The organism is Streptomyces sp. NPDC003035 (genome assembly GCF_042888285.1).
Classification (GTDB): domain Bacteria; phylum Actinomycetota; class Actinomycetes; order Streptomycetales; family Streptomycetaceae; genus Streptomyces.
In genome coordinates this window covers 573,708-591,317 of record NZ_JBIAPJ010000001.1, presented here as the reverse complement: position 1 = coordinate 591,317, position 17,610 = coordinate 573,708, and the positions used below count along the sequence as shown (strand labels likewise).

Genomic DNA, 17,610 nt, shown 5'->3' with positions numbered 1-17,610 from the left:
TCCGTACCCCCGTGGGCTCCGTCAGCTCAGGGGGGTGCGCGCCAGGAGGACCGCCACGTCGTCCGGCGGCGCGTGGGGCAGCAGCCGGTCGAGGATGTGGTCGCAGACCTGGCTGAGTGGCCGTTCGAGGTGCAGCAGCGCCTGCGCGAGCTGGTCCATGCCCTCGTCGAGGTCCCGGTCCCGCGCCTCGATGAGACCGTCGGTGTACAGCACCAGGAGGCTCCCGGGCGGCAGCCGCAGCTCCTCGGTCCGGAAGTCCTGCCCTCCGGTGCCGAGCGGGGTGCCGGGCGGGCCCTCCAGGAAGGTGATGGCGCCGTCGGCCGTGGCCACGGCGGGCGGCGGGTGTCCGGCCCGGGCGATGACGACCCCGCCGGTGGCGGGGTCGTGGACGGCGTAGACACAGGTGGCCATCTCGTCCTCGCCCAGGTCGGCGACGACGGCGTCGAGGGAGCGGAGCAGCCGGTCGGGCGGCACCCCGTGGCGGGCGAGGGTCCGTACGGCCGTACGGAGCTGGCCCATGACGGCCGCCGCGTGGATGCCGTGGCCCATGACGTCGCCGATGACCAGGCCGGTCCGGCCCTCGGGCAGGGCGATGACGTCGTACCAGTCGCCGCCCACGTCGTGGTCGCTCGCGGGGAGGTAGCGGCCGGTGAGCTCCAGGCCGTCCACGCTCGGCAGGGCGCTGTTGGTGAGGCTGCGCTGCAGTGTGAGGGCCGCCTCGCGCTGGGAGGTGTACATGCGGGCGTTGTCGACGTGCAGGGCCGCGCGGGCGACGAGTTCGTCGACGAGGACGCAGTCCTGCTCGTCGAAGGGTTCGCGCTCGCGCAGGCGGGTCACGGTGACGGCGCCGAGCACCTTGCCCCGGGCGACGAGCGGGACGAGGCGCGCGGAGCCGATGCTGGACGCGAGGTAGTCGCGCAGCGGGCCGGTCCGGGGGTCGGGGAAGAGCGCCGGGATGTCCGAGTGGTAGAGGTTCATCGGCCGGGCGTCGGTGATGACCTGCTCGTAGACGGTGCCGAGCGGGATCTGGAAGGTCTGTCCGCGGGTGAGCAGGGCGGTGGGGGCGGTCGGGTCGGGGAAGACGTCGGCGAGGCGGCGCAGCAGGCCGTGTGTGGAGGCGCCCGCCTCGTCCGGTTCGAGGACGGATTCGAGCATCTGCACGTCGGCCGAGTCGGCGAGCTGCGGGACGAAGAGCTGCACCACCTCCTCGGCGGTCCGGTGCAGGTCGAGGGTGGTGCCGATCCGGGTGCCCGCCTCCGCGAGCAACGCGAAGCGGCGCCGGGCCCGTTCGGCCTCGACGAGCGCACGCTGGCCTTCGGTGATGTCGATGAGGGAGGCGATCAGGCCGAGCCGCCGGCCCGAGCCGTCGAGCAGCGGGGCGTACGAGCAGGACCAGGTCCGGTCGTGGTCGGGGTCGGCCGGGGTGCGGCCGGTGCGGCGCACGTCGACGACGGCCTCGCCGCGCTCCAGGACCTGCCGCATCGTGGCCTCCAGGGCCGCCGCGTTGACCCCGGGCACCACCTCGGTCAGCCGCCGGCCCAGGTGTTCGGCGGCCGAGACGCCGTTCATCCGCGCGAGGGCGTCGTTGACGCGCAGGAAGCGCAGGTCGGGGCCGAGGGTGGCGAGGCCGATGGGCGACTGGGTGAAGAGGCTCTGGAGCGCGGCGAGCGAGTCCCGCATCTGCAGGACCTCGGAGGTCTCCACGGCGATGAGCATCGCTCCCGGCCGCCCCTGGGGGTCGACCTCGGGGACGATCCACATCTCCATCGTGATCTGGTGACCGTCGCGGTGGCGTACGGGCAGGGTGCCGACGACGGTCTCGCCGGCCTGGACGCGGCGGGTCAGCTGGTCGGCGAGTTCCCGGTTGCTGTCGGGGACCAGGATGGGTGAGGCGGGCCGGCCGAGGAGATCCTCGGGACGGTGGCCGAGCAGGTCCTGGGCGGCGAGCGACCACTCCACGACGCGCCCGTCCGCGTCCTCCCTCCACAGGGCGATCGGCAGCAGTTCGCGCAGTACACCCGCGTATCCGATGGCCGCCGGGGGCCGCTCCGGCGACTCGCTCGGCGACTGAAAAGTGTCCAACGCTTCGTCCTGACCCCGGGGGGTGCCTTCCTTCTTCCTCACCCTAGCCGAGCCGTCGGAACGGGGCGCTGCGGCGCCACGACCCTGCGGTGCGGCCGTCACAGGGCCGGGGTCACGGCCGCCGTCACACCGCCGTCATGGCGCGGGGCGACTCCAGGACGGCGGCGATGCCCTGGGCCAGGTACGGGATCCGGTGGGCGGAGACTCCCGCGATGTTGATGCGGCCCGAGGTCGTCCCGTAGATGCCGTACCGATCCCGCAGCCGGTGCATCTGCTCGGGCGTGAGCGACAGCATCGAGAACATGCCCTTCTGCCGCGCGAGTGACGTCGCCTGCTCCTCGCGGCCGAGCGCGCGGAGGTGGGCGACGAGGTCCTCGCGGTTGGCCGTGATCCGGTGACGCATGCCGTCGAGCTCCGCCAGCCAGGTCGCCCGCAGTCGCTCGTCCTCCAGGACGGTGGCGACGACGGCGGCGCCGTGCTCGGGCGGCATGGAGTACAGGGTCCGCGCGGCGTTCTGGAGCGCCGTCTCGACGTGCCGCAGGGCCTTCGCGGACGAGCCCACGACCATGGCGCACCCGGTGCGGTCGCTGTAGAGGCCGAAGTTCTTGGAGCAGCTGACGGCGATCAGGACCTCGGGCAGCCGCTCGGCCAGCATGCGGGTCGCCCGCAGGTCGGCGCTGAGGCCGTCGCCGAGCCCGTGGTACGCCAGGTCGACGAAGGGGACCCAGCCGTTCGCCGCGGCCAGTGCGGCCAGCTCCTCCCACGTACCGAAGGAGGGATCGACTCCGGTGGGGTTGTGGCAGCAGCCCTGGAGCAGGACGACGTCGTCCCGGCCGGCGGCGCTCAGGTCGTCGAGCATGCGCGTGCCGTACCCGTACGTCCGAACCGTGAGCCCGGCGCCCTCCAGGATCGGGCGGTGATTGACGTACGCGGGGTCGCTGATCCACACCGTGGTGCCGGGGCGGGTGCGGCTGACCAGGTCGGCGAGCAGGCGCAGGGCTCCGGTTCCCGCCACGGTCTGGACGGCCGTGGCCCGTGCGGTCAGCGCCTCGGTGCCGTGACCCCCGAGACCCCCGAGAACCAGGGACAGCATGGCGCGGTTGAAGGCGGTGTTACCGGAGAGCCCGCGGTACTCCTTGGAGACGGAACGTTCCGCCAGACGTATCTCGGCCTCCCGGACCGCCGCCATGACGGGGGTGACGCCGCTGGGGTCGCGGTAGACGCCGAGGACGAGGTTCAGGCGCTCGGGGCGCGGGTCGGCGGCGAACTCGGCGGCCAGGTCCCACAGCGGGTCCACGGGCGGGGCGGGAAGAAGCTCAAGCATGGGCGGAGACCTTGGATCGGGGGCGACGGTTGGCAAGCGCGACGCCGAGGGTGATGAGGGGGACGCCGACCATGACGGGGAGGGTCGGCGACTCGTCGAGGAGGGGGACGGCGAGCAGGACGACGGCGACGGGGCTGAGGCTGCCGACGACCGAGCTGCGCTCGGGTCCCAGGCGGCGGATGGCGAACGCGTACAGCAGCCCGGCGCACAGGCCGACGCCGAGGCCCTGGACGAGGAGGAACAGCGCGATGTCACCGCCGGCGGCCCGGGCGAGGCCGGTGGGCAGGACCCCGGTGAGGGTCAGGAGGGCGATGATGGCGAAGGAGGGCAGGCAGAGCAGGCCGATGGACCCGATGGGGTCGAGGTCCACCTCGCGCAGGCCCACGGTGTAGAGGGCCCACAGCCCGCTGGCGACGAGGAGCGTGCCGGTACCGAGCAGGACGTCGGCGTCCAGCGCCGTGGTGGAGCGCCAGACCAGCGCCACGACACCGGCCACGATCAGCGCGAGACCGGCCGACTGCGTGCCGCGCGGGGCGCTCTTCCCGCCCGCGACCATGAGGGCGGAGACGAAGAGCGGGACCATGCCGGGGACGATCGCGCCGACGAAGGCGGCGGAGGTGAGCGAGCCGCCGTACATGGCCGCGAGGAAGAACGGGACACCCGCGCCACAGATGATCTTGATCGCGGGCCCCGGCCGCACCGCGGCCAGCCGGCGCCTGCGCCGCCACAGGGCGGGCGCGAGGACGACGAGGGGCACACCGAAGCGCAGCAGGGCCGCGTCGGCGGGCAGCAGGGTGGAGGCGCTGAGCGCGCGGGCGCTCAGGGCGAACGCCGCCCAGATGGCGACGGTGAGGAGGAGGGCGAGCAGTCCGACGGCCTGCGGGGAGAGCCTCGTGGGCGGGCCGGTGCGGCGCACCGCTTCCGCCGGTGGCGCCCCTACCGTTCGCGTCATGCCCACCGAAGATTCCTCCCGCTCGAAGCCGTCACCGCCTGCGAGGCAAGGCTAGGTCTTTCGGCGGGGCAGGCGATTGCCAGTTCTGCCCTCCAGACATAGCGTGAGGGCAGAATCTGCCAAGGAGTGACGTTGGACGCTGTGGACTTCCGGATCATCCACGAATTGCAGGCGGACGGGCGCCTGTCCAATCAGGACCTCGCTGACCGGATCGGGCTCTCCCCCTCGCCCTGTCTGCGCCGGGTGCGCCGCTTGGAGGAGGCGGGCCTGATCAGCGGCTACACGGCCATGGTGGACCAGGTCGCCTACGGCCTCCCGATCACCGTCTTCGTCCGGATCCGCCTGGAACGCCACACCGCCGAGGCCGTCAACGTGTTCGAGGAGCACGTCGATCTGATCGAGCACATCCAGGACTGCTATCTGATGGCCGGCAGCAGCGACTACCTGCTCAGGGTCGTCATCGAGAGCCTGGAGGCGTACGAGGTCTTCGTCCGCACCCGGATCCACGCCATCCCGGGCATCGCGTCGATCGAGTCGAGCTTCGCCTTCGGCAGCGTCAAGCAGTCCAAGGTCTATCCGCGCCCCGGCAGCACGTCCCGCCCGCGCGCCAGGGGCGCGGTCAGCTGAGGGCTGCCTCGAACGCCGCGTACGCCGCCTCGTCGAAGAGGACGAACCTGATCTCCTCGACGCCCGTGTCCGCGGCACGCACCGCCTCGACCGCGACGCGGGCGCCGTCGTCCAGGGGCCAGCCGTAGACCCCCGTCGAGATCGCCGGGAAGGCCACGGTGCGAGCGCCGAGCTCGTCCGCGACACGCAACGACTCCCGATAGCACGAGGCCAGTTGCTCGGACCGGTCCTCCTCGCGCGACCAGACGGGTCCGACCGTATGGATCACCCAGCGCGCGTCGAGCCGGCCCGCCGTCGTGACGACGGCCCTGCCGGTCTTCAGCCCTCCGCCGTAGTGGCCCGCGCGGAGAGCGCGGCACTCCTGCAGGATCGCGGGCCCGCCCTTGCGGTGGATGGCGCCGTCTACGCCGCCTCCGCCCAGGAGGGAGGAGTTCGCCGCGTTGACGAGGGCGTCGACGTGCTGCTCGGTGATGTCTCCGCGGACGAGGACGAGGGACGGCTGCGCGCTCATGGGGCCATCATGGCGCCGCCCTCACACCCGCGCCTCCGATATACGCGGCGGCCGTACGGCGGTCAGTTCCGGGTCGTGCGCAGGCGGCGCCACACCGCCTTGGCCGCGTTGTGGCCCGACATGCCGTGCACCCCCGGGCCCGGTGGCGTCGCGGAGGAGCAGAGGAAGACGGCGGGGTGCGGAGTGGCGTACGGACGCAGCGACAGCGTGGGGCGCAGCAGCAGTTGGAGGCCGCGGGCCGCGCCGCAGGCGATGTCGCCACCCACGTAGTTGGCGTTGCGGGCGGCGAGTTCGGGCGGTCCGGCGGTGGCGCGGGCCAGGACCAGGTCGCGGAAGCCGGGGGCGAAGCGCTCGATCTGGCGCTCCACGGCGTCGGTGAGGTCGCCCTCCCAGCCGTTCGGGACGTGCCCGTACGCCCAGAAGACCTGCTTGCCCTCGGGCGCGCGGCCCGGGTCCACGAGGCTGGGCTGGGCGGTGATGAGGAACGGCGTCCGGGGGGCCGTGCCGGAGGACGCCTGGTCCAGGGCGGCGCCGATCTCGCCGCTGGTGGGACCGATCTGGACGGTGCCCGCCCGGCGGGGCGCCTCCGCCGTCCACGGCACGGGGCCGTCCATCGCGTAGTCGATCTTGAAGACGCTCGCGCCGTAGCGGTAGTGGTCGTAGTAGCCGCCGTAGCCGGCGATCCGGGCGAGGGCGGTGGGCGAGGTGTCGAAGACGTACGCGCGGGCGGGCGGCAGGTCGTCGAGCCGCTTGACCTCGTAGTCGGTGTGGACCGCGCCGCCCAGGTCCTTCAGGTACCCGGCGAGGGCGTCCGCGATCGCCTGGGAGCCGCCGCGCGGCATCGGCCAGCCGCCCTCGTGCGCGGCCAGCGCGAAGACGAGACCGATCGCCGAGGTGGCGAACCCGCCGAGCGGAGCGATGACATGGCCGACGAGCCCGGCGAACAGGGCGCGCGCCTTGTCGTCCTTGAAGCGGCGCATGAGCCAGGTCGAGGGCTGCAGGCCGTCGAGACCGAACCGGGCCAGCGTGACCGGGTCCCGGGGCAGCGCGGTCAGCGGCAGGGACATGAAGTCCCGCGCCAGGGTGTCCCACTTGCCGAAGTACGGGGCGACGAGCCGCCGGTACGTGCCGGCGTCGCGGGGCCCGAAGGACGCGGCGGTCTCGGCGACGGAGCGGGAGAGCACGGCGGCGGTGCCGTCGTCCCAGGGGTGGGCCATGGGCAGGTCCGGGTGCAGCCACTCCAGCCCGTACCGGTCCAGCGGCATCGTCTTGAAGACGGGCGAGCCGACTCCCAGCGGGTGCACGGCGGAGCAGGGGTCGTGGAGGAAGCCGGGGAGGGTCAGCTCCTCGGTCCTGGCGCCCCCGCCCACGGTGGACTTCGCCTCGAACACGGCGACGGAGAAGCCCCGTCGGGCGAGCTCAACGGCGGCGGTCAGTCCGTTGGGCCCCGCCCCCACGACGACGGCATCGAGCATCGACGGCACCTTCGGACTCCTTCGTCAGCCGATGGCCAAGGCTCCCAGGATATTCCTGGCGCCCGGCCGCCTTCACCGCCCCCGCAGCAGTGTCCGGATCCGGTCGGCGGTGGCCTGGTCGCGGGCCGCCGTGAACGGCAGCGCGTTGCCTCCGGTGATACGGAACGGCTCGCCGGCGATCGTCGTGTGCGCGCCGCCCGCCTCGGTCACAAGGAGCAGCCCGGCGGCGTGGTCCCAGGCAAGCTCCCAGGAGAAGGCGGTGGCGTCGAGGACGCCCCGGGCCACGGCCAGATATTCGAGTCCGGCCGAGCCGCAGGGGCGCGGACGGACTCCCTCGGTGTTCAGGCCGAGCAGGGCGCGCTTCTGGTCCGCGGTGGTGTAGTCGGGGTGGGAGGTGGCGACCTCCAGATCCGCCCCGGGCTCGGGCGAGCCGGACCGTATCGGCTCCCCGTCGAGCGTGGCGCCGCGCCCCCGCACCGCGACGGCCATCTGCTCCAGGGCGGGCGCGAACGTCCAGGAGGCGAGCACTTCGCCGCGCCGCGCGAGCGCGACCAAGGTGCAGAAGCCGGGATCTCCGTGCACGAACTGGCGGGTGCCGTCGACGGGGTCGACGATCCAGACCGGGGCGTCGCCCTGGAGCGCCTCGTAGATCGTGGGGTCGATGTGGACGGACTCCTCGCCGACGACCACGGAGCCGGGCAGCAGCGCGGTCAGGGACCGGGTCAGATGGACCTCCGCGGCCCGGTCGGCGACCGTCACCAGGTCGTGCGGCCCCTTCTTCTCGACGATCTCGTGCGCGGCGAGCTGCCGGAAGCGCGGCGTGATCTCGGCCGCGGCCGCCTTGCGGACCGCCTCCTCCACCTCGGTCGTACCACCGGCGAGAACGTGCTCAAGGAAGTCATCGATCATGTCTCCAGCTAAGCACGACGGGCTGACAGCGGGGTGCGGAAGGTGTCACCCTCCGTTTCCCCGCGGAGTACGCTTCGGACCGGTTCACCCCTTACCGGGGAAACGGGGCGAGGGAGGGTCCGTGCACGGCGAGTACAAGGTTCCGGGCGGAAAGCTGGTGGTCGTCGACGTGGAGGCGCGCGACGGCGTCCTCGCGGACGTCCGCGTCGCGGGCGACTTCTTCCTGGAGCCGGACGAGGCGATCCTCGCCATCGACCGCGCCCTGGAGGGCGCTCCGGTCGACACCGACGCATCGGGGCTCGCGGCCCGGATCGACGCGGCACTGCCCCCCGGCACGGAGATGTTCGGGCTCACCACGGAGGGCATCGGGGTCGCGGTCCGCCGGGCCCTCGCGCACGCGACGGACTGGACCGACTACGACTGGCAGCTGATCCACGAGCCGCCGCGGCCCCCCGCCCTCCACATGGCCCTCGACGAGGTCCTCACCGCCGAGGTCGCGACGGGCCGCCGCCCGCCGACCCTGCGGGTCTGGGAGTGGGGCGCGCCGGCCGTGGTGATCGGCAGTTTCCAGTCGCTGCGCAACGAGGTGGACCCGGAGGCGGCCGAGCGGCACGGCTTCGAGGTGGTCCGCCGGATCAGCGGCGGCGGCGCGATGTTCATCGAGCCGGGAAACACCATCACGTACTCGCTCTCCGTCCCCGCCGCCCTGGTCCAGGGGCTGTCCTTCACCGACAGCTACGCCTACCTCGACGACTGGGTGCTCGGCGCGCTCGGCGACATGGGCGTGAAGGCCTGGTACCAGCCGCTGAACGACATCGCCACGGACGCCGGGAAGATCGCGGGCGCCGCGCAGAAGCGGGTGGTGGCGGGTGAGGGCGCGGTCCTGCACCACGTGACGATGGCGTACGACATCGACGCCGACAAGATGACGGACGTCCTGCGGATCGGCCGCGAGAAGCTCTCCGACAAGGGCACGAGGAGCGCGAAGAAGCGGGTCGATCCGCTGCGCCGGCAGACGGGTCTGCCGCGCGAGGCGGTGATCGAGCGGATGATCGGCTCCTTCCGGGACCGGTACGGCCTGTCGGAGGGCCGGGTGACGGAGGAGGAGATGGCCCGGGCGAAGGAGCTGGCCACGGCGAAGTTCTCGACCCGGGAGTGGACGGCCCGGGTGCCGTAGGCTCGCCGGATGCGTGTCGAACGGCCGGTGCGACCGGGTCTGCGGATGGAGTGCGCCGACGGGGGCCGGTTGATGCTGGTGCAGTCCGGCGTCCCCGTGCTCTTCGCCCGTCAGCGCGCCACCCACCGGGGCGTGCACTACGCGAGGACAGGCCGGTACGTCTCCCCCTTGGGACCGCTCCGGGCCGAACAGGCCCGCGCCTTCGCGCGGTTCGCGGAACCGGGCTCGGAGGAGTGGACCGAGCGGTGGGCGGCGTACGCCGAGCGGTCCCTGCGAGAGGCGGACAACGGACCTCTCCACGAAGGCGACTGGAACATCACGCCGGGATTCTCCGGGTGGTTCGCGGACGGCAACTGGCCCAAGCTCCTCTCCCACGACCCCGATCGGGGCCATCTCACCTGGTTCGGCTACGGCGACCCCGTGGAGGACGCCCGCGATCTGCTGCCGCTGAGGGCGCTGTCGCACCCGGAGGCGCCCCGCGTGAAGGCGTACCGCCGCCAGTATCGGGAAGGCGTCCTGCCTCCCGTCCTGGCCTGGTGGATCAGCGGCCTCAACTCCCCGGTGGTCCTCGACGGACACGACCGGCTGACCGCCGCGCTCGCCGAGGGCGACCGGCCTCGGCTCCTGATCCTCTCGCGGGCGATGGACGAGGAGTGGAAGGCCGTCTGCGCCGAACGGCCGGTCCTGGAGTACGAGAAGACGGTGGCCGCCCTCGACGGCCCTCTCGCCCCGGTCAGGGCCTCCGCCGAGGGACGCCGACTGGCCGACACCCTGCGGGACATCGCCCAGGCCCCCGGTCTGACCAGGTCCTGGCCCCTGCCCGGCGGAGCGGCGGCCTGGGAGGCGGCCACCGCCGAGCGCGTACCGGGCTGGTCCCCGGATCCCGACCGTTAGGGAGCGTCGCTCTTCCTCCGCCCCGCCATAAGGACCGTGTAGAGCAGCAGCGAGGCGACGAGCCCCACCGCCCAGCCGTAGTCCGCGAGCGGTCTCAGGAAGGGGACGAGCCCGTCCTCCGGGAAGGGCCCCTTGCCGGGAGCCGAGTGGGAGCCGCCGACCGCCAGGACGCCGCCCACGGCGAAGGCCAGGACGGCGGCCGGGTTCCAGCCGCCCGCGTACCAGTACGGGCCGTCCGGCCGGTAGAGCCCCGGCAGATCGAGGACGGTCCGGCGGACGATCCAGTAGTCGGCGATGAGGATGCCCGCCACCGTCCCGAGGAGACCGCCGACCAGCCCGAGCCAGGTGAAGATGTACAGCTCGGGCGTCTCCGTCAGCTTCCACGGCATGATCACGACGCCCACGACGCCCGTGATCAGCGCGCCCGTACGGAAGTTGACGATCTTCGGTGCGAGGTTGGCGAGGTCGTACGCCGGCGAGACCACGTTCGCCGCGATGTTCACCGAGATCGTGGCGACGAGCACCGTCACCAGGGCGAAGAGCAGACCGAAGACGTTGTCCGCCTTCGCGGCGAGCGCGACCGGGTCCCAGACGGGCGCTCCGTACACCGCCTGGGAGCCGGAGGTGACGAGGACGGAGAGCAGCGCGAACAGCGTCATCGTCGTCGGCAGCCCAAGCGTCTGCCCCCAGATCTGCGCCCGCTGACCGGCCCCGAAGCGGGTGAAGTCCGGGATGTTCAGCGACAGCGTCGACCAGAACGCGATCATCCCCATGAGGGAGGGGAAGAAGACCGGCCAGAAGTCGGCTCCCCAGCCCAGCTTCGAGGGCTGGTCGAGCAGCGGGCCGAATCCGCCCGCCTTGACGGCGATCCATACCAGCAGCACGAGCGCGCCGACGATGACGAAGGGCGCGGCCCAGTTCTCGAAGCGGCGCAGCGCCTCCATCCCCCGGTAGATGATGGCGAGTTCGAGGATCCAGAAGAGGACGAAGCAGAGCCAGAGCGTCCACGGCTGGCCGCCGACCCTGGCCGCCTCGGCCCAGCCGCCGAAGACCTTGTCGAGCAGGATGAAGATGCCCTGGCCGCCGATCCAGGTCTGGATGCCGAACCAGGCGCAGGCGACCCCGGCGCGGATGAGCGCGGGCAGGTTGGCGCCGCGCAGTCCGAAGGAGGCGCGGGCGAGGACGGGGAAGGGGATGCCGTACTTGGGGCCGGCGTGGCCGGTCAGGAGCATCGGCAGGAGCACGATGACGTTGGCGAGCGCGATCGTGAGGACGGCCTGCTTCCAGTCCATGCCGAGGGCGACGAGACCGGAGGCGAGGAGCCACGAGGGGATGTTGTGGGCCATGCCGACCCACAGCGCGGCGAAGTTGTACGTGGTCCAGCGGCGCCGCTCGACGGGGACGGGCAGCAGGTCGTCGTTGACGAAGCGGGGGTCGGCGGGGGCCGTGCCGGGCGGGAGCTCGACCCGGTCGTCGGGTATGGCGGGTCTTCCTGCGGGGGTGGTCGCGGTCATGACGGCGTGCCCCTTCTTCGGGAACGGTGCTCGGGGACGGAACGAGGCCGTGCGGGGCGTGGGGGGTTCGTCGTACGGAGCGGGCGTCAGGCGTTGATCGCCGGGATGATCTCCTCGCCGTAGGCGTCGATGGTGCCCTCGCGGCTGTCGTGCATGGCGTACACGGCGAACTGGTCCACTCCCAGGTCGCGCAGCCTGCGCAGCTTCTCGATGTGGGCCTCGACCGGGCCGAGCAGGCAGAAGCGGTCGACGATCTCGTCGGGGACGAAGTCGGTGGACGGGTTGTCGGCCCGGCCGTGGTGGCTGTAGTCGTAGCCGTGCCGGTCCTTGATGTACGCGGTGAGCTCCGCCGGGACCATGTCGGAGCGCTCCCCGTACTTGGCCACCAGGTCCGCGACGTGGTTGCCGACCATCCCGCCGAACCAGCGGCACTGTTCACGGGCGTGCGCCAGGTCGTCGCCGACGTACGCGGGCGCGGCCACGCAGATGGTGAGCGCGTCGGGGTCCCGTCCGGCGTCGGTGGCGGCCTGCCGGACGGCCTTGACCATCCACTCGGTGAGGAACGGGTCGGCGAGCTGGAGGATGAAGCCGTCGGCCTTCTGGCCGGCCAGGGCGAGCGCCTTCGGGCCGTACGCGGCCATCCAGACCGGCAGTTTCCCGTCCCGTACCCACGGGATCCGGATCGGGCTGCCGTCCACGACCGCCTCACGGCCCTCGGCGAGGTCGCGGATGACGTCGATGGCCTCGCCCAGCCGGGCCAGGGTGTTGGGCTTGCGGCCGGCCACGCGCATCGCGGAGTCGCCGCGGCCGATGCCGCAGACGGTCCGGTTGCCGTACATGTCGTTGAGCGTGGCGAAGGTGGAGGCGGTGACCTCCCAGGTCCTGGTGCCCGGGTTGGTGACCATCGGGCCGACGTGCAGCTTGGTGGTGTGTTCCAGGATGCGGCTGTAGATGACGAAGGGCTCCTGCCAGAGCACGGCCGAGTCGAAGGTCCAGCCGTAGCGGAATCCGTTGCGCTCCGCCCGGCGCATCAGGCCGACGACCGCCGAGGCGGGCGGGTCGGTCTGCAGAACGAGTCCGAAGTCCACGTCGTTCTCCTAGTTCAGGTACTGGCAGGTGGCTCGGGGGGTGAAGAGGCCGTGCCCGGCGCGGCCGGTGAACTTCCGGTGGTCGATGACGAGTTCGCCCCGGGAGAGCACCGTCTCGACCTGACCGGTGACGGTCTTCCCCTCGTACGCGGAGTAGTCGACGTTCATGTGGTGGGTCTCCACCGACAGGGTCTGGCGGATGTGCGGGTCGTAGATGACGACGTCGGCGTCGGCGCCGGGCGCGATGGTGCCCTTCTGCGGGTAGAGCCCGAACATCCGGGCCGGGGTCGCGCAGGCGATCTCGATCCAGCGACGGCGGCTGATGTGCCCGTCGACGACCGCCTGGTGGAGCAGGTCCATGCGGTTCTCCACGCCCGGCAGGCCGTTGGGGATCTTCGAGAAGTCCCCTCGGCCCAGCTCCTTCTGGCCCGTGAAGCAGAACGGGCAGTGGTCGGTGGAGACGACCTGGAGGTCGTTGGTCCGCAGGCCGCGCCAGAGCGCCTCCTGGTGCTCCTTCGGCCGCAGCGGCGTCGAGCAGACGTACTTGGCGCCCTCGAAACCGGGCTCGGCCAGGTTGTCGGTGGAGAGGAAGAGGTACTGGGGGCAGGTCTCGCCGAAGACGGGGAGCCCCATGTCGCGGGCGGCGGCGAGCTCCCGTACGGCCTCGTCCGCGGAGACGTGCACGACGTAGAGCGGGGCCCCGGCGACCCGGGCGAGCTGGATGGCGCGGTGGGTGGCCTCGGCCTCGAGGAGCACCTTGCGGACCTCGCCGTGGTGGCGGGGGTCGGTCTCGCCGCGGGCCAGGGCCTGTTCGACCAGGACGTCGATCGCGATGCCGTTCTCGGCGTGCATCATGATCAGCCCGCCGTTGTCGGCGGAGCGCTGCATGGCCCGCAGGATCCGCCCGTCGTCGCTGTAGAAGACGCCGGGGTAGGCCATGAAGAGCTTGAAGGAGGAGACGCCCTCCTGCACCAGTCGGTCCATCTCCTTGAGCGTGTGCTCGTTCACGTCGGAGAGGATCATGTGGAAGCCGTAGTCGACGGCGCACACGCCGTCGGCCTTCTCGTACCAGGTGTCGAGCCCTTCGCGCAGGGAGTGGCCGACGGTCTGCACGGCGAAGTCGATGATGGTGGTGGTGCCGCCCCAGGCCGCGGCCCGGGTGCCGGTCTCGAAGGTGTCGGAGGCGGAGGTGCCGCCGAACGGCAGCTCCATGTGCGTGTGCGCGTCGACGCCGCCCGGGATGACGTAGCGGTCGGTGGCGTCGAGGGTGCGCCCGGCGGTCCAGCCGGCGGCGGCGTCGGAACCGTGCGCGGCGAGCGCGGCGATCCTGCCGTCCTCGATCAGGACGTCGGCGTGGATCTCGTCGGCGGCGGTGATGACGAGGCCGCCGCGGATCAGGGTTCGGGTGCTCACGGGTGTCCCCCTGGCTGAAGGCGGTGAACTACAGGGCGCGCAGAGCCTGTTCGAGAATGTCGGCGCCCTCTTCGGCCTCGGCCACGGTGAGCGAGAGCGGTGGGGCGATCCGCAGGGAGCTGGTGTTGTGGCCGCCTCCCTTGCCGATGAGCAGCCCGTTCTCGCGGGCGGCCTCCAGGACGGCCGCGGCCGCCGCCGGGTCGGCCTCGTCGGTGCCGGGCCGGGTCAGCTCGATGCCGATCATCAGTCCGCGGCCGCGCACCTCCCGTACCGCCTCGACGCCCGCGCCGACGGCCCGCAGCCGCTCGATCAGCAGACCGCCGACGCGGCGGGCGTTGCCCTGGAGGTCGTGCTCCAGGAGGTACCCGAGGTTGGCGAGGCCGGCGGCCATGGTCACGGGCGAGCCGCCGAAGGTGGAGATGGAGTTGGCGTCGAGGCAGTTCATGATCTCGGCGCGGGCGACGACTCCGCCGACGGACATGCCGTTGCCGATGCCCTTGGCGAAGGTGAGGATGTCGGGCGGGCCCGCCTGGGCGTGGGCCTGCCAGCCCCAGAAGTGGTCGCCGGTACGGCCCCAGCCGGTCTGCACCTCGTCGGTGATCCACAGGATGCCGTGCCGGTCCAGGACTCGGCGGAAGGCGGCGTAGAGGCCGTCGGGCGGGGAGGTGAAGCCGCCGACGCCCTGGACGGGTTCGGCGATGAGCGCGGCGACGTCCCGGGTGTGGCCGAGGAGGTCCTCGAGGTCGGCCACACAGGCGTCGATGAACCGCTCGTCGCTGTACTGCGCGTACGGCCCGCGGGTGCGGACGCCGCCGTGCACGTACAGGGTCTGCAGCGGGGAGAGGCTGGTGGGCGACCAGGAGCGGTTGCCGGTGATGCCGACGGTGGAGAAGGAGCGGCCGTGGTAGCTGTTGCGCATGGCCAGGATCTGGTTCGAGCGGCGGTACGTGGTGGCCAGGAGCAGGGCCGTGTCGTTGGCCTCGGTGCCGGAGGTCGTGAAGAAGACGCGGGCGTCGGGGATGCCGGAGAGCGTGGCGACGCGCTCGGCGAGCTCGACCATGGGGCGGTTGAGGTAGAGCGTCGAGGAGTGGATGATCCGGCCGGCCTGCTCGGCGACGGCCTTGGTGACCTCGGGCACGGCGTGGGCGGTCATGGTGGTGAGGATGCCGCCGAAGAAGTCGAGGTACCGGTTCCCGTCGGCGTCCCAGACGTGGCGGCCCTCGCCGTGGGTGATCTCGAGGGGGTCGCGGTAGTAGAGGGCGACCCAGTCGGGGATGACGGCGCGGTGGCGGTCGTGGAGGCTGCTCACGGCCGCACCAGCCCGTCGTAGGCGTCGGGGCGGCGGTCGCGGTAGAAGGCCCACTGCTGCCGGACCTGCTCGATGAGATCGAAGTCGAGGTCACGGACGACGAGTTCCTCGCCCTTGTCGGAGGCGACGTCGCCGACGAACTGGCCGCGGGGGTCGACGAAGTAGCTGGTGCCGTAGAAGTCGTTGTCGCCGTACTCCTCCACGCCGACGCGGTTGATGGCGGCGATGAAGTACTCGTTGGCGACGGCGGCGGCGGGCTGCTCCAGCTGCCAGAGGTGGGAGGAGAGGCCGCGGTGGGTCGCGGACGGGTTGTACACCAACTGGGCGCCGTTGAGTCCGAGTTGGCGCCAGCCCTCGGGGAAGTGGCGGTCGTAGCAGATGTAGACGCCGACCTTGCCGACGGCGGTGTCGAAGACCGGCCAGCCGAGGTTGCCGGGGCGGAAGTAGTACTTCTCCCAGAAGCCCTTGACCTGGGGGATGTGGTGCTTGCGGTACTTGCCGAGGTAGGTGCCGTCGGCGTCGATGACGGCGGCGGTGTTGTAGTAGAAGCCCGAGTCCTCGATCTCGAAGACGGGGACGACGATCACCATGCCGGTCTCGCGGGCCAGCGCGCGCATCCTGGTGACGGTCGGACCGTCCGGGACGGGCTCGGCCCAGCGGTAGTGCTCGGGCTCCTGCACCTGGCAGAAGTAGGGGGCGTTGAACACCTCCTGGAAACCGATGACCTTGGCACCCTGCCGGGCCGCCTCGCGGGCGTACTCCTCGTGCTTGGCGATCATGGATTCGGTGTCGCCGGTCCAGGTCGCCTGGACGAGTGCGGCACGTACGACGTCGGTCATGAGCTGCTCCTTCGGCACGGCGTCAGAGAGCCTCTACGCACGTAGACGCGGTGCGTAGGAGGAGAACGTAAGCCCCGTCACATCCCGGAGCAAGACCACCGCCGTGAACCGCCGGAGTCGATCATGTTTCATACCCGAGTGGTCCACGTCGGACACGTACCGACACGTGCGGGTGCACGCCGGTACGTTCCGGTCCGGCCGTCGAGGCTCTCCGGAAGCCGCTACCGCAGCAGCCACGTCCGGGTCAGCTCCATCACCTCCGCGCGGGTGCGACCCGCGTGGTCGGCGGCGATCAGATGAGTGCCGATGCGCAGCGAGAAGGCGACCAGGCAGCGCACCTCGACGTCGTCCTCGTCGGGGCAGAAGTCACCGAACAGCGAGCGCAGATACTCCATGCGCCGGTTGTCGGTGCGGCGGAGCCGTTCCGCGACGGACTCGTCGCGGCGGGCCCAGTCGCGGATCGCGAGGTCGACCGGCGTGCCGGTCACCGGCCCGTCGAGCGCCGCGACGATCGTGAACAGCCGGTCCAGGCGGGTCCGTCCGTCTCCGCCGCCGCTCTCGACCTGCTCGATCACCGCCTCGCTGACCTCTCGCTCCCAGGTGTCGAGCATCTCGTCGAGCAGGACGCCGCGGTTGCGGAAGTAGCCGTAGAAGCCGCCCTTGCTGACACCGAGCGCCTGCGCGAGCGATTCGATCCGGACCGCCTCCGGGCCGCCGGCGGCGAGGGCACGCAGCCCCTCCTCGATCCACTTGGCGCGCGGCGTGCGGGTCACGCCCATGATGTGTCTCCCCTCACGCCCCCAGGATCTATACGGTTCCGTATAGACGGGTGCTAGCTTGTTCTATACGGCATCGTATAGACAGGGGCTTGGCCATGAGACTCCCCAGCACCGCCCACACCTCCCGTCCCTGGCGCATCCATGAGATCGCGCCCGACTTCCGTCTGGAGGACGTCTGGGCGCTGCCCACCCCCGGCGGCCCCGACGACCTCGCACGCCTCGTGGACCAGTTCGCGACCGAGGACGACGGCAGGAGCGACGGGCCGATCTCCTCCCCCGTCCCGCGCCTGCTCTTCGCCATCCGCTGGAAGCTCGGGAAGCTGCTCGGCTGGGACAAGCCCGACTCCGGCGTCGGCGGCCGGGTGGCCACCCTGCGCGACCGGTTGCCCGCGGACCTCCGCGAGGGCCTGCGCGGACCCGATCTCACGAGCCTCCCGTTCACCTCCGTCTACCAGACGCACGACGAGTGGGTGGCCGAGATGGGCAACCGGACCGTGCACGGGCTGATGCACATCGGCTGGGTCCCGGACGGGGCCGGCGGCCACCGCGGCCAGATGGCGGTCCTGGTGAAGTCGAACGGCGTGGCCGGCGCCGCGTACATGGCCTTCATCAAGCCGTTCCGCTACCTGGGCGTGTATCCCGCGCTGCTCAAGGGGATCGGACGCGAGTGGGAGGCGCGTACGGGCGAGAGAAGCGCGGGCTGAGCGGATCCGCGAC

16 protein-coding genes are annotated in these 17,610 nt (G+C 71.9%); 4 read left to right on the top strand and 12 right to left on the bottom strand.

The window, feature by feature from the left end:
* Window positions 1–21: 21 nt before the first annotated feature.
* The 3 genes from ACFYV5_RS02645 to ACFYV5_RS02635 all read right to left on the bottom strand — a co-directional run bounded on the left by ACFYV5_RS02645 (window position 22) and on the right by ACFYV5_RS02635 (window position 4,358).
* Complete coding sequence (locus ACFYV5_RS02645) at window positions 22–2,082, bottom strand: SpoIIE family protein phosphatase (protein WP_389163449.1); 2,061 nt, start codon at window positions 2,080–2,082, stop codon at window positions 22–24.
* A gap of 124 nt (window positions 2,083–2,206) precedes the next feature.
* Complete coding sequence (locus tag ACFYV5_RS02640; RefSeq protein WP_389163446.1) at window positions 2,207–3,406, bottom strand: aromatic amino acid transaminase; 1,200 nt, start codon at window positions 3,404–3,406, stop codon at window positions 2,207–2,209.
* Complete coding sequence (locus tag ACFYV5_RS02635) at window positions 3,399–4,358, bottom strand: DMT family transporter (RefSeq protein WP_389163443.1); 960 nt, start codon at window positions 4,356–4,358, stop codon at window positions 3,399–3,401. Before ACFYV5_RS02635 ends, ACFYV5_RS02640 begins: the two co-directional genes overlap by 8 nt.
* A 141-nt stretch (window positions 4,359–4,499) precedes the next feature.
* Here ACFYV5_RS02635 and ACFYV5_RS02630 point away from each other — a divergent pair, with 141 nt between their 5' ends.
* Complete coding sequence (locus ACFYV5_RS02630) at window positions 4,500–4,985, top strand: Lrp/AsnC family transcriptional regulator (RefSeq protein WP_389165031.1); 486 nt, start codon at window positions 4,500–4,502, stop codon at window positions 4,983–4,985.
* Here ACFYV5_RS02630 and ACFYV5_RS02625 read toward each other — a convergent pair.
* From ACFYV5_RS02625 to ACFYV5_RS02615, 3 genes are all read right to left on the bottom strand, one after another.
* Complete coding sequence (locus tag ACFYV5_RS02625; RefSeq protein ID WP_389163440.1) at window positions 4,978–5,496, bottom strand: O-acetyl-ADP-ribose deacetylase; 519 nt, start codon at window positions 5,494–5,496, stop codon at window positions 4,978–4,980. The genes ACFYV5_RS02630 and ACFYV5_RS02625 overlap by 8 nt on opposite strands.
* Window positions 5,497–5,558: 62 nt before the next feature.
* Complete coding sequence (locus ACFYV5_RS02620; protein ID WP_389163437.1) at window positions 5,559–6,980, bottom strand: phytoene desaturase family protein; 1,422 nt, start codon at window positions 6,978–6,980, stop codon at window positions 5,559–5,561.
* A 63-nt stretch (window positions 6,981–7,043) separates the two neighbouring features.
* Window positions 7,044–7,880 (bottom strand): inositol monophosphatase family protein, encoded by an 837-nt coding sequence (locus tag ACFYV5_RS02615; RefSeq protein ID WP_389163435.1) that lies wholly within the window; start codon window positions 7,878–7,880, stop codon window positions 7,044–7,046.
* Between the two features lie 121 nt (window positions 7,881–8,001).
* Here ACFYV5_RS02615 and ACFYV5_RS02610 point away from each other — a divergent pair, with 121 nt between their 5' ends.
* Together ACFYV5_RS02610 and ACFYV5_RS02605 are read left to right on the top strand one after the other, a co-directional pair.
* Entirely contained in the window at window positions 8,002–9,057 is a 1,056-nt protein-coding gene (locus ACFYV5_RS02610; RefSeq protein ID WP_389163432.1) for a biotin/lipoate A/B protein ligase family protein, read from the top strand.
* Window positions 9,058–9,066: 9 nt separating this feature from the next.
* Complete coding sequence (locus ACFYV5_RS02605) at window positions 9,067–9,951, top strand: hypothetical protein (RefSeq protein WP_389163429.1); 885 nt, start codon at window positions 9,067–9,069, stop codon at window positions 9,949–9,951.
* Here ACFYV5_RS02605 and ACFYV5_RS02600 read toward each other — a convergent pair.
* From ACFYV5_RS02600 to ACFYV5_RS02575, 6 genes are all read right to left on the bottom strand, one after another.
* Entirely contained in the window at window positions 9,948–11,465 is a 1,518-nt protein-coding gene (locus ACFYV5_RS02600) for an NCS1 family nucleobase:cation symporter-1 (protein ID WP_389163427.1), read from the bottom strand. The two genes, ACFYV5_RS02605 and ACFYV5_RS02600, sit on opposite strands and share 4 nt — an antisense overlap.
* An 86-nt stretch (window positions 11,466–11,551) precedes the next feature.
* Entirely contained in the window at window positions 11,552–12,553 is a 1,002-nt protein-coding gene (locus tag ACFYV5_RS02595) for a TIGR03842 family LLM class F420-dependent oxidoreductase (protein ID WP_389163425.1), read from the bottom strand.
* A gap of 9 nt (window positions 12,554–12,562) precedes the next feature.
* On the bottom strand, window positions 12,563–13,966 hold the full coding sequence (gene hydA / locus ACFYV5_RS02590) for a dihydropyrimidinase (protein WP_389163422.1): 1,404 nt from the start codon (window positions 13,964–13,966) through the stop codon (window positions 12,563–12,565).
* A gap of 28 nt (window positions 13,967–13,994) precedes the next feature.
* On the bottom strand, window positions 13,995–15,275 hold the full coding sequence (locus ACFYV5_RS02585; protein WP_389163419.1) for an aspartate aminotransferase family protein: 1,281 nt from the start codon (window positions 15,273–15,275) through the stop codon (window positions 13,995–13,997).
* The gene (locus ACFYV5_RS02580) at window positions 15,272–16,114 is read right to left on the bottom strand and encodes a nitrilase-related carbon-nitrogen hydrolase (protein ID WP_389163418.1); all 843 of its coding nucleotides are present in this window, start codon (window positions 16,112–16,114) and stop codon (window positions 15,272–15,274) included. Before ACFYV5_RS02580 ends, ACFYV5_RS02585 begins: the two co-directional genes overlap by 4 nt.
* A 221-nt stretch (window positions 16,115–16,335) precedes the next feature.
* Window positions 16,336–16,893, bottom strand: coding sequence for a TetR/AcrR family transcriptional regulator (locus ACFYV5_RS02575; protein ID WP_389163416.1), 558 nt, complete (start codon window positions 16,891–16,893; stop codon window positions 16,336–16,338).
* 95 nt (window positions 16,894–16,988) lie between these two features.
* Here ACFYV5_RS02575 and ACFYV5_RS02570 point away from each other — a divergent pair, with 95 nt between their 5' ends.
* Window positions 16,989–17,597 (top strand): DUF2867 domain-containing protein, encoded by a 609-nt coding sequence (locus ACFYV5_RS02570; protein ID WP_355115759.1) that lies wholly within the window; start codon window positions 16,989–16,991, stop codon window positions 17,595–17,597.
* The last annotated feature ends 13 nt before the right edge of the window (window positions 17,598–17,610 follow it).

Bases quoted from the DNA above. Each gene is read 5' to 3' on its own strand.
- ACFYV5_RS02640 (WP_389163446.1), bottom strand. From the start codon at position 3,406: ATGCTTGAGCTTCTTCCCGCCCCGCCCGTGGACCCGCTGTGGGACCTG.
- ACFYV5_RS02635 (WP_389163443.1), bottom strand. From the start codon at position 4,358: ATGACGCGAACGGTAGGGGCGCCACCGGCGGAAGCGGTGCGCCGCACC.
- ACFYV5_RS02625 (WP_389163440.1), bottom strand. From the start codon at position 5,496: ATGAGCGCGCAGCCGTCCCTCGTCCTCGTCCGCGGAGACATCACCGAG.
- ACFYV5_RS02615 (WP_389163435.1), bottom strand. From the start codon at position 7,880: ATGATCGATGACTTCCTTGAGCACGTTCTCGCCGGTGGTACGACCGAG.
- ACFYV5_RS02605 (WP_389163429.1), top strand. From the start codon at position 9,067: ATGCGTGTCGAACGGCCGGTGCGACCGGGTCTGCGGATGGAGTGCGCC.
- ACFYV5_RS02600 (WP_389163427.1), bottom strand. From the start codon at position 11,465: ATGACCGCGACCACCCCCGCAGGAAGACCCGCCATACCCGACGACCGG.
- ACFYV5_RS02580 (WP_389163418.1), bottom strand. From the start codon at position 16,114: ATGACCGACGTCGTACGTGCCGCACTCGTCCAGGCGACCTGGACCGGC.
- ACFYV5_RS02575 (WP_389163416.1), bottom strand. From the start codon at position 16,893: ATGGGCGTGACCCGCACGCCGCGCGCCAAGTGGATCGAGGAGGGGCTG.
- ACFYV5_RS02570 (WP_355115759.1), top strand. From the start codon at position 16,989: ATGAGACTCCCCAGCACCGCCCACACCTCCCGTCCCTGGCGCATCCAT.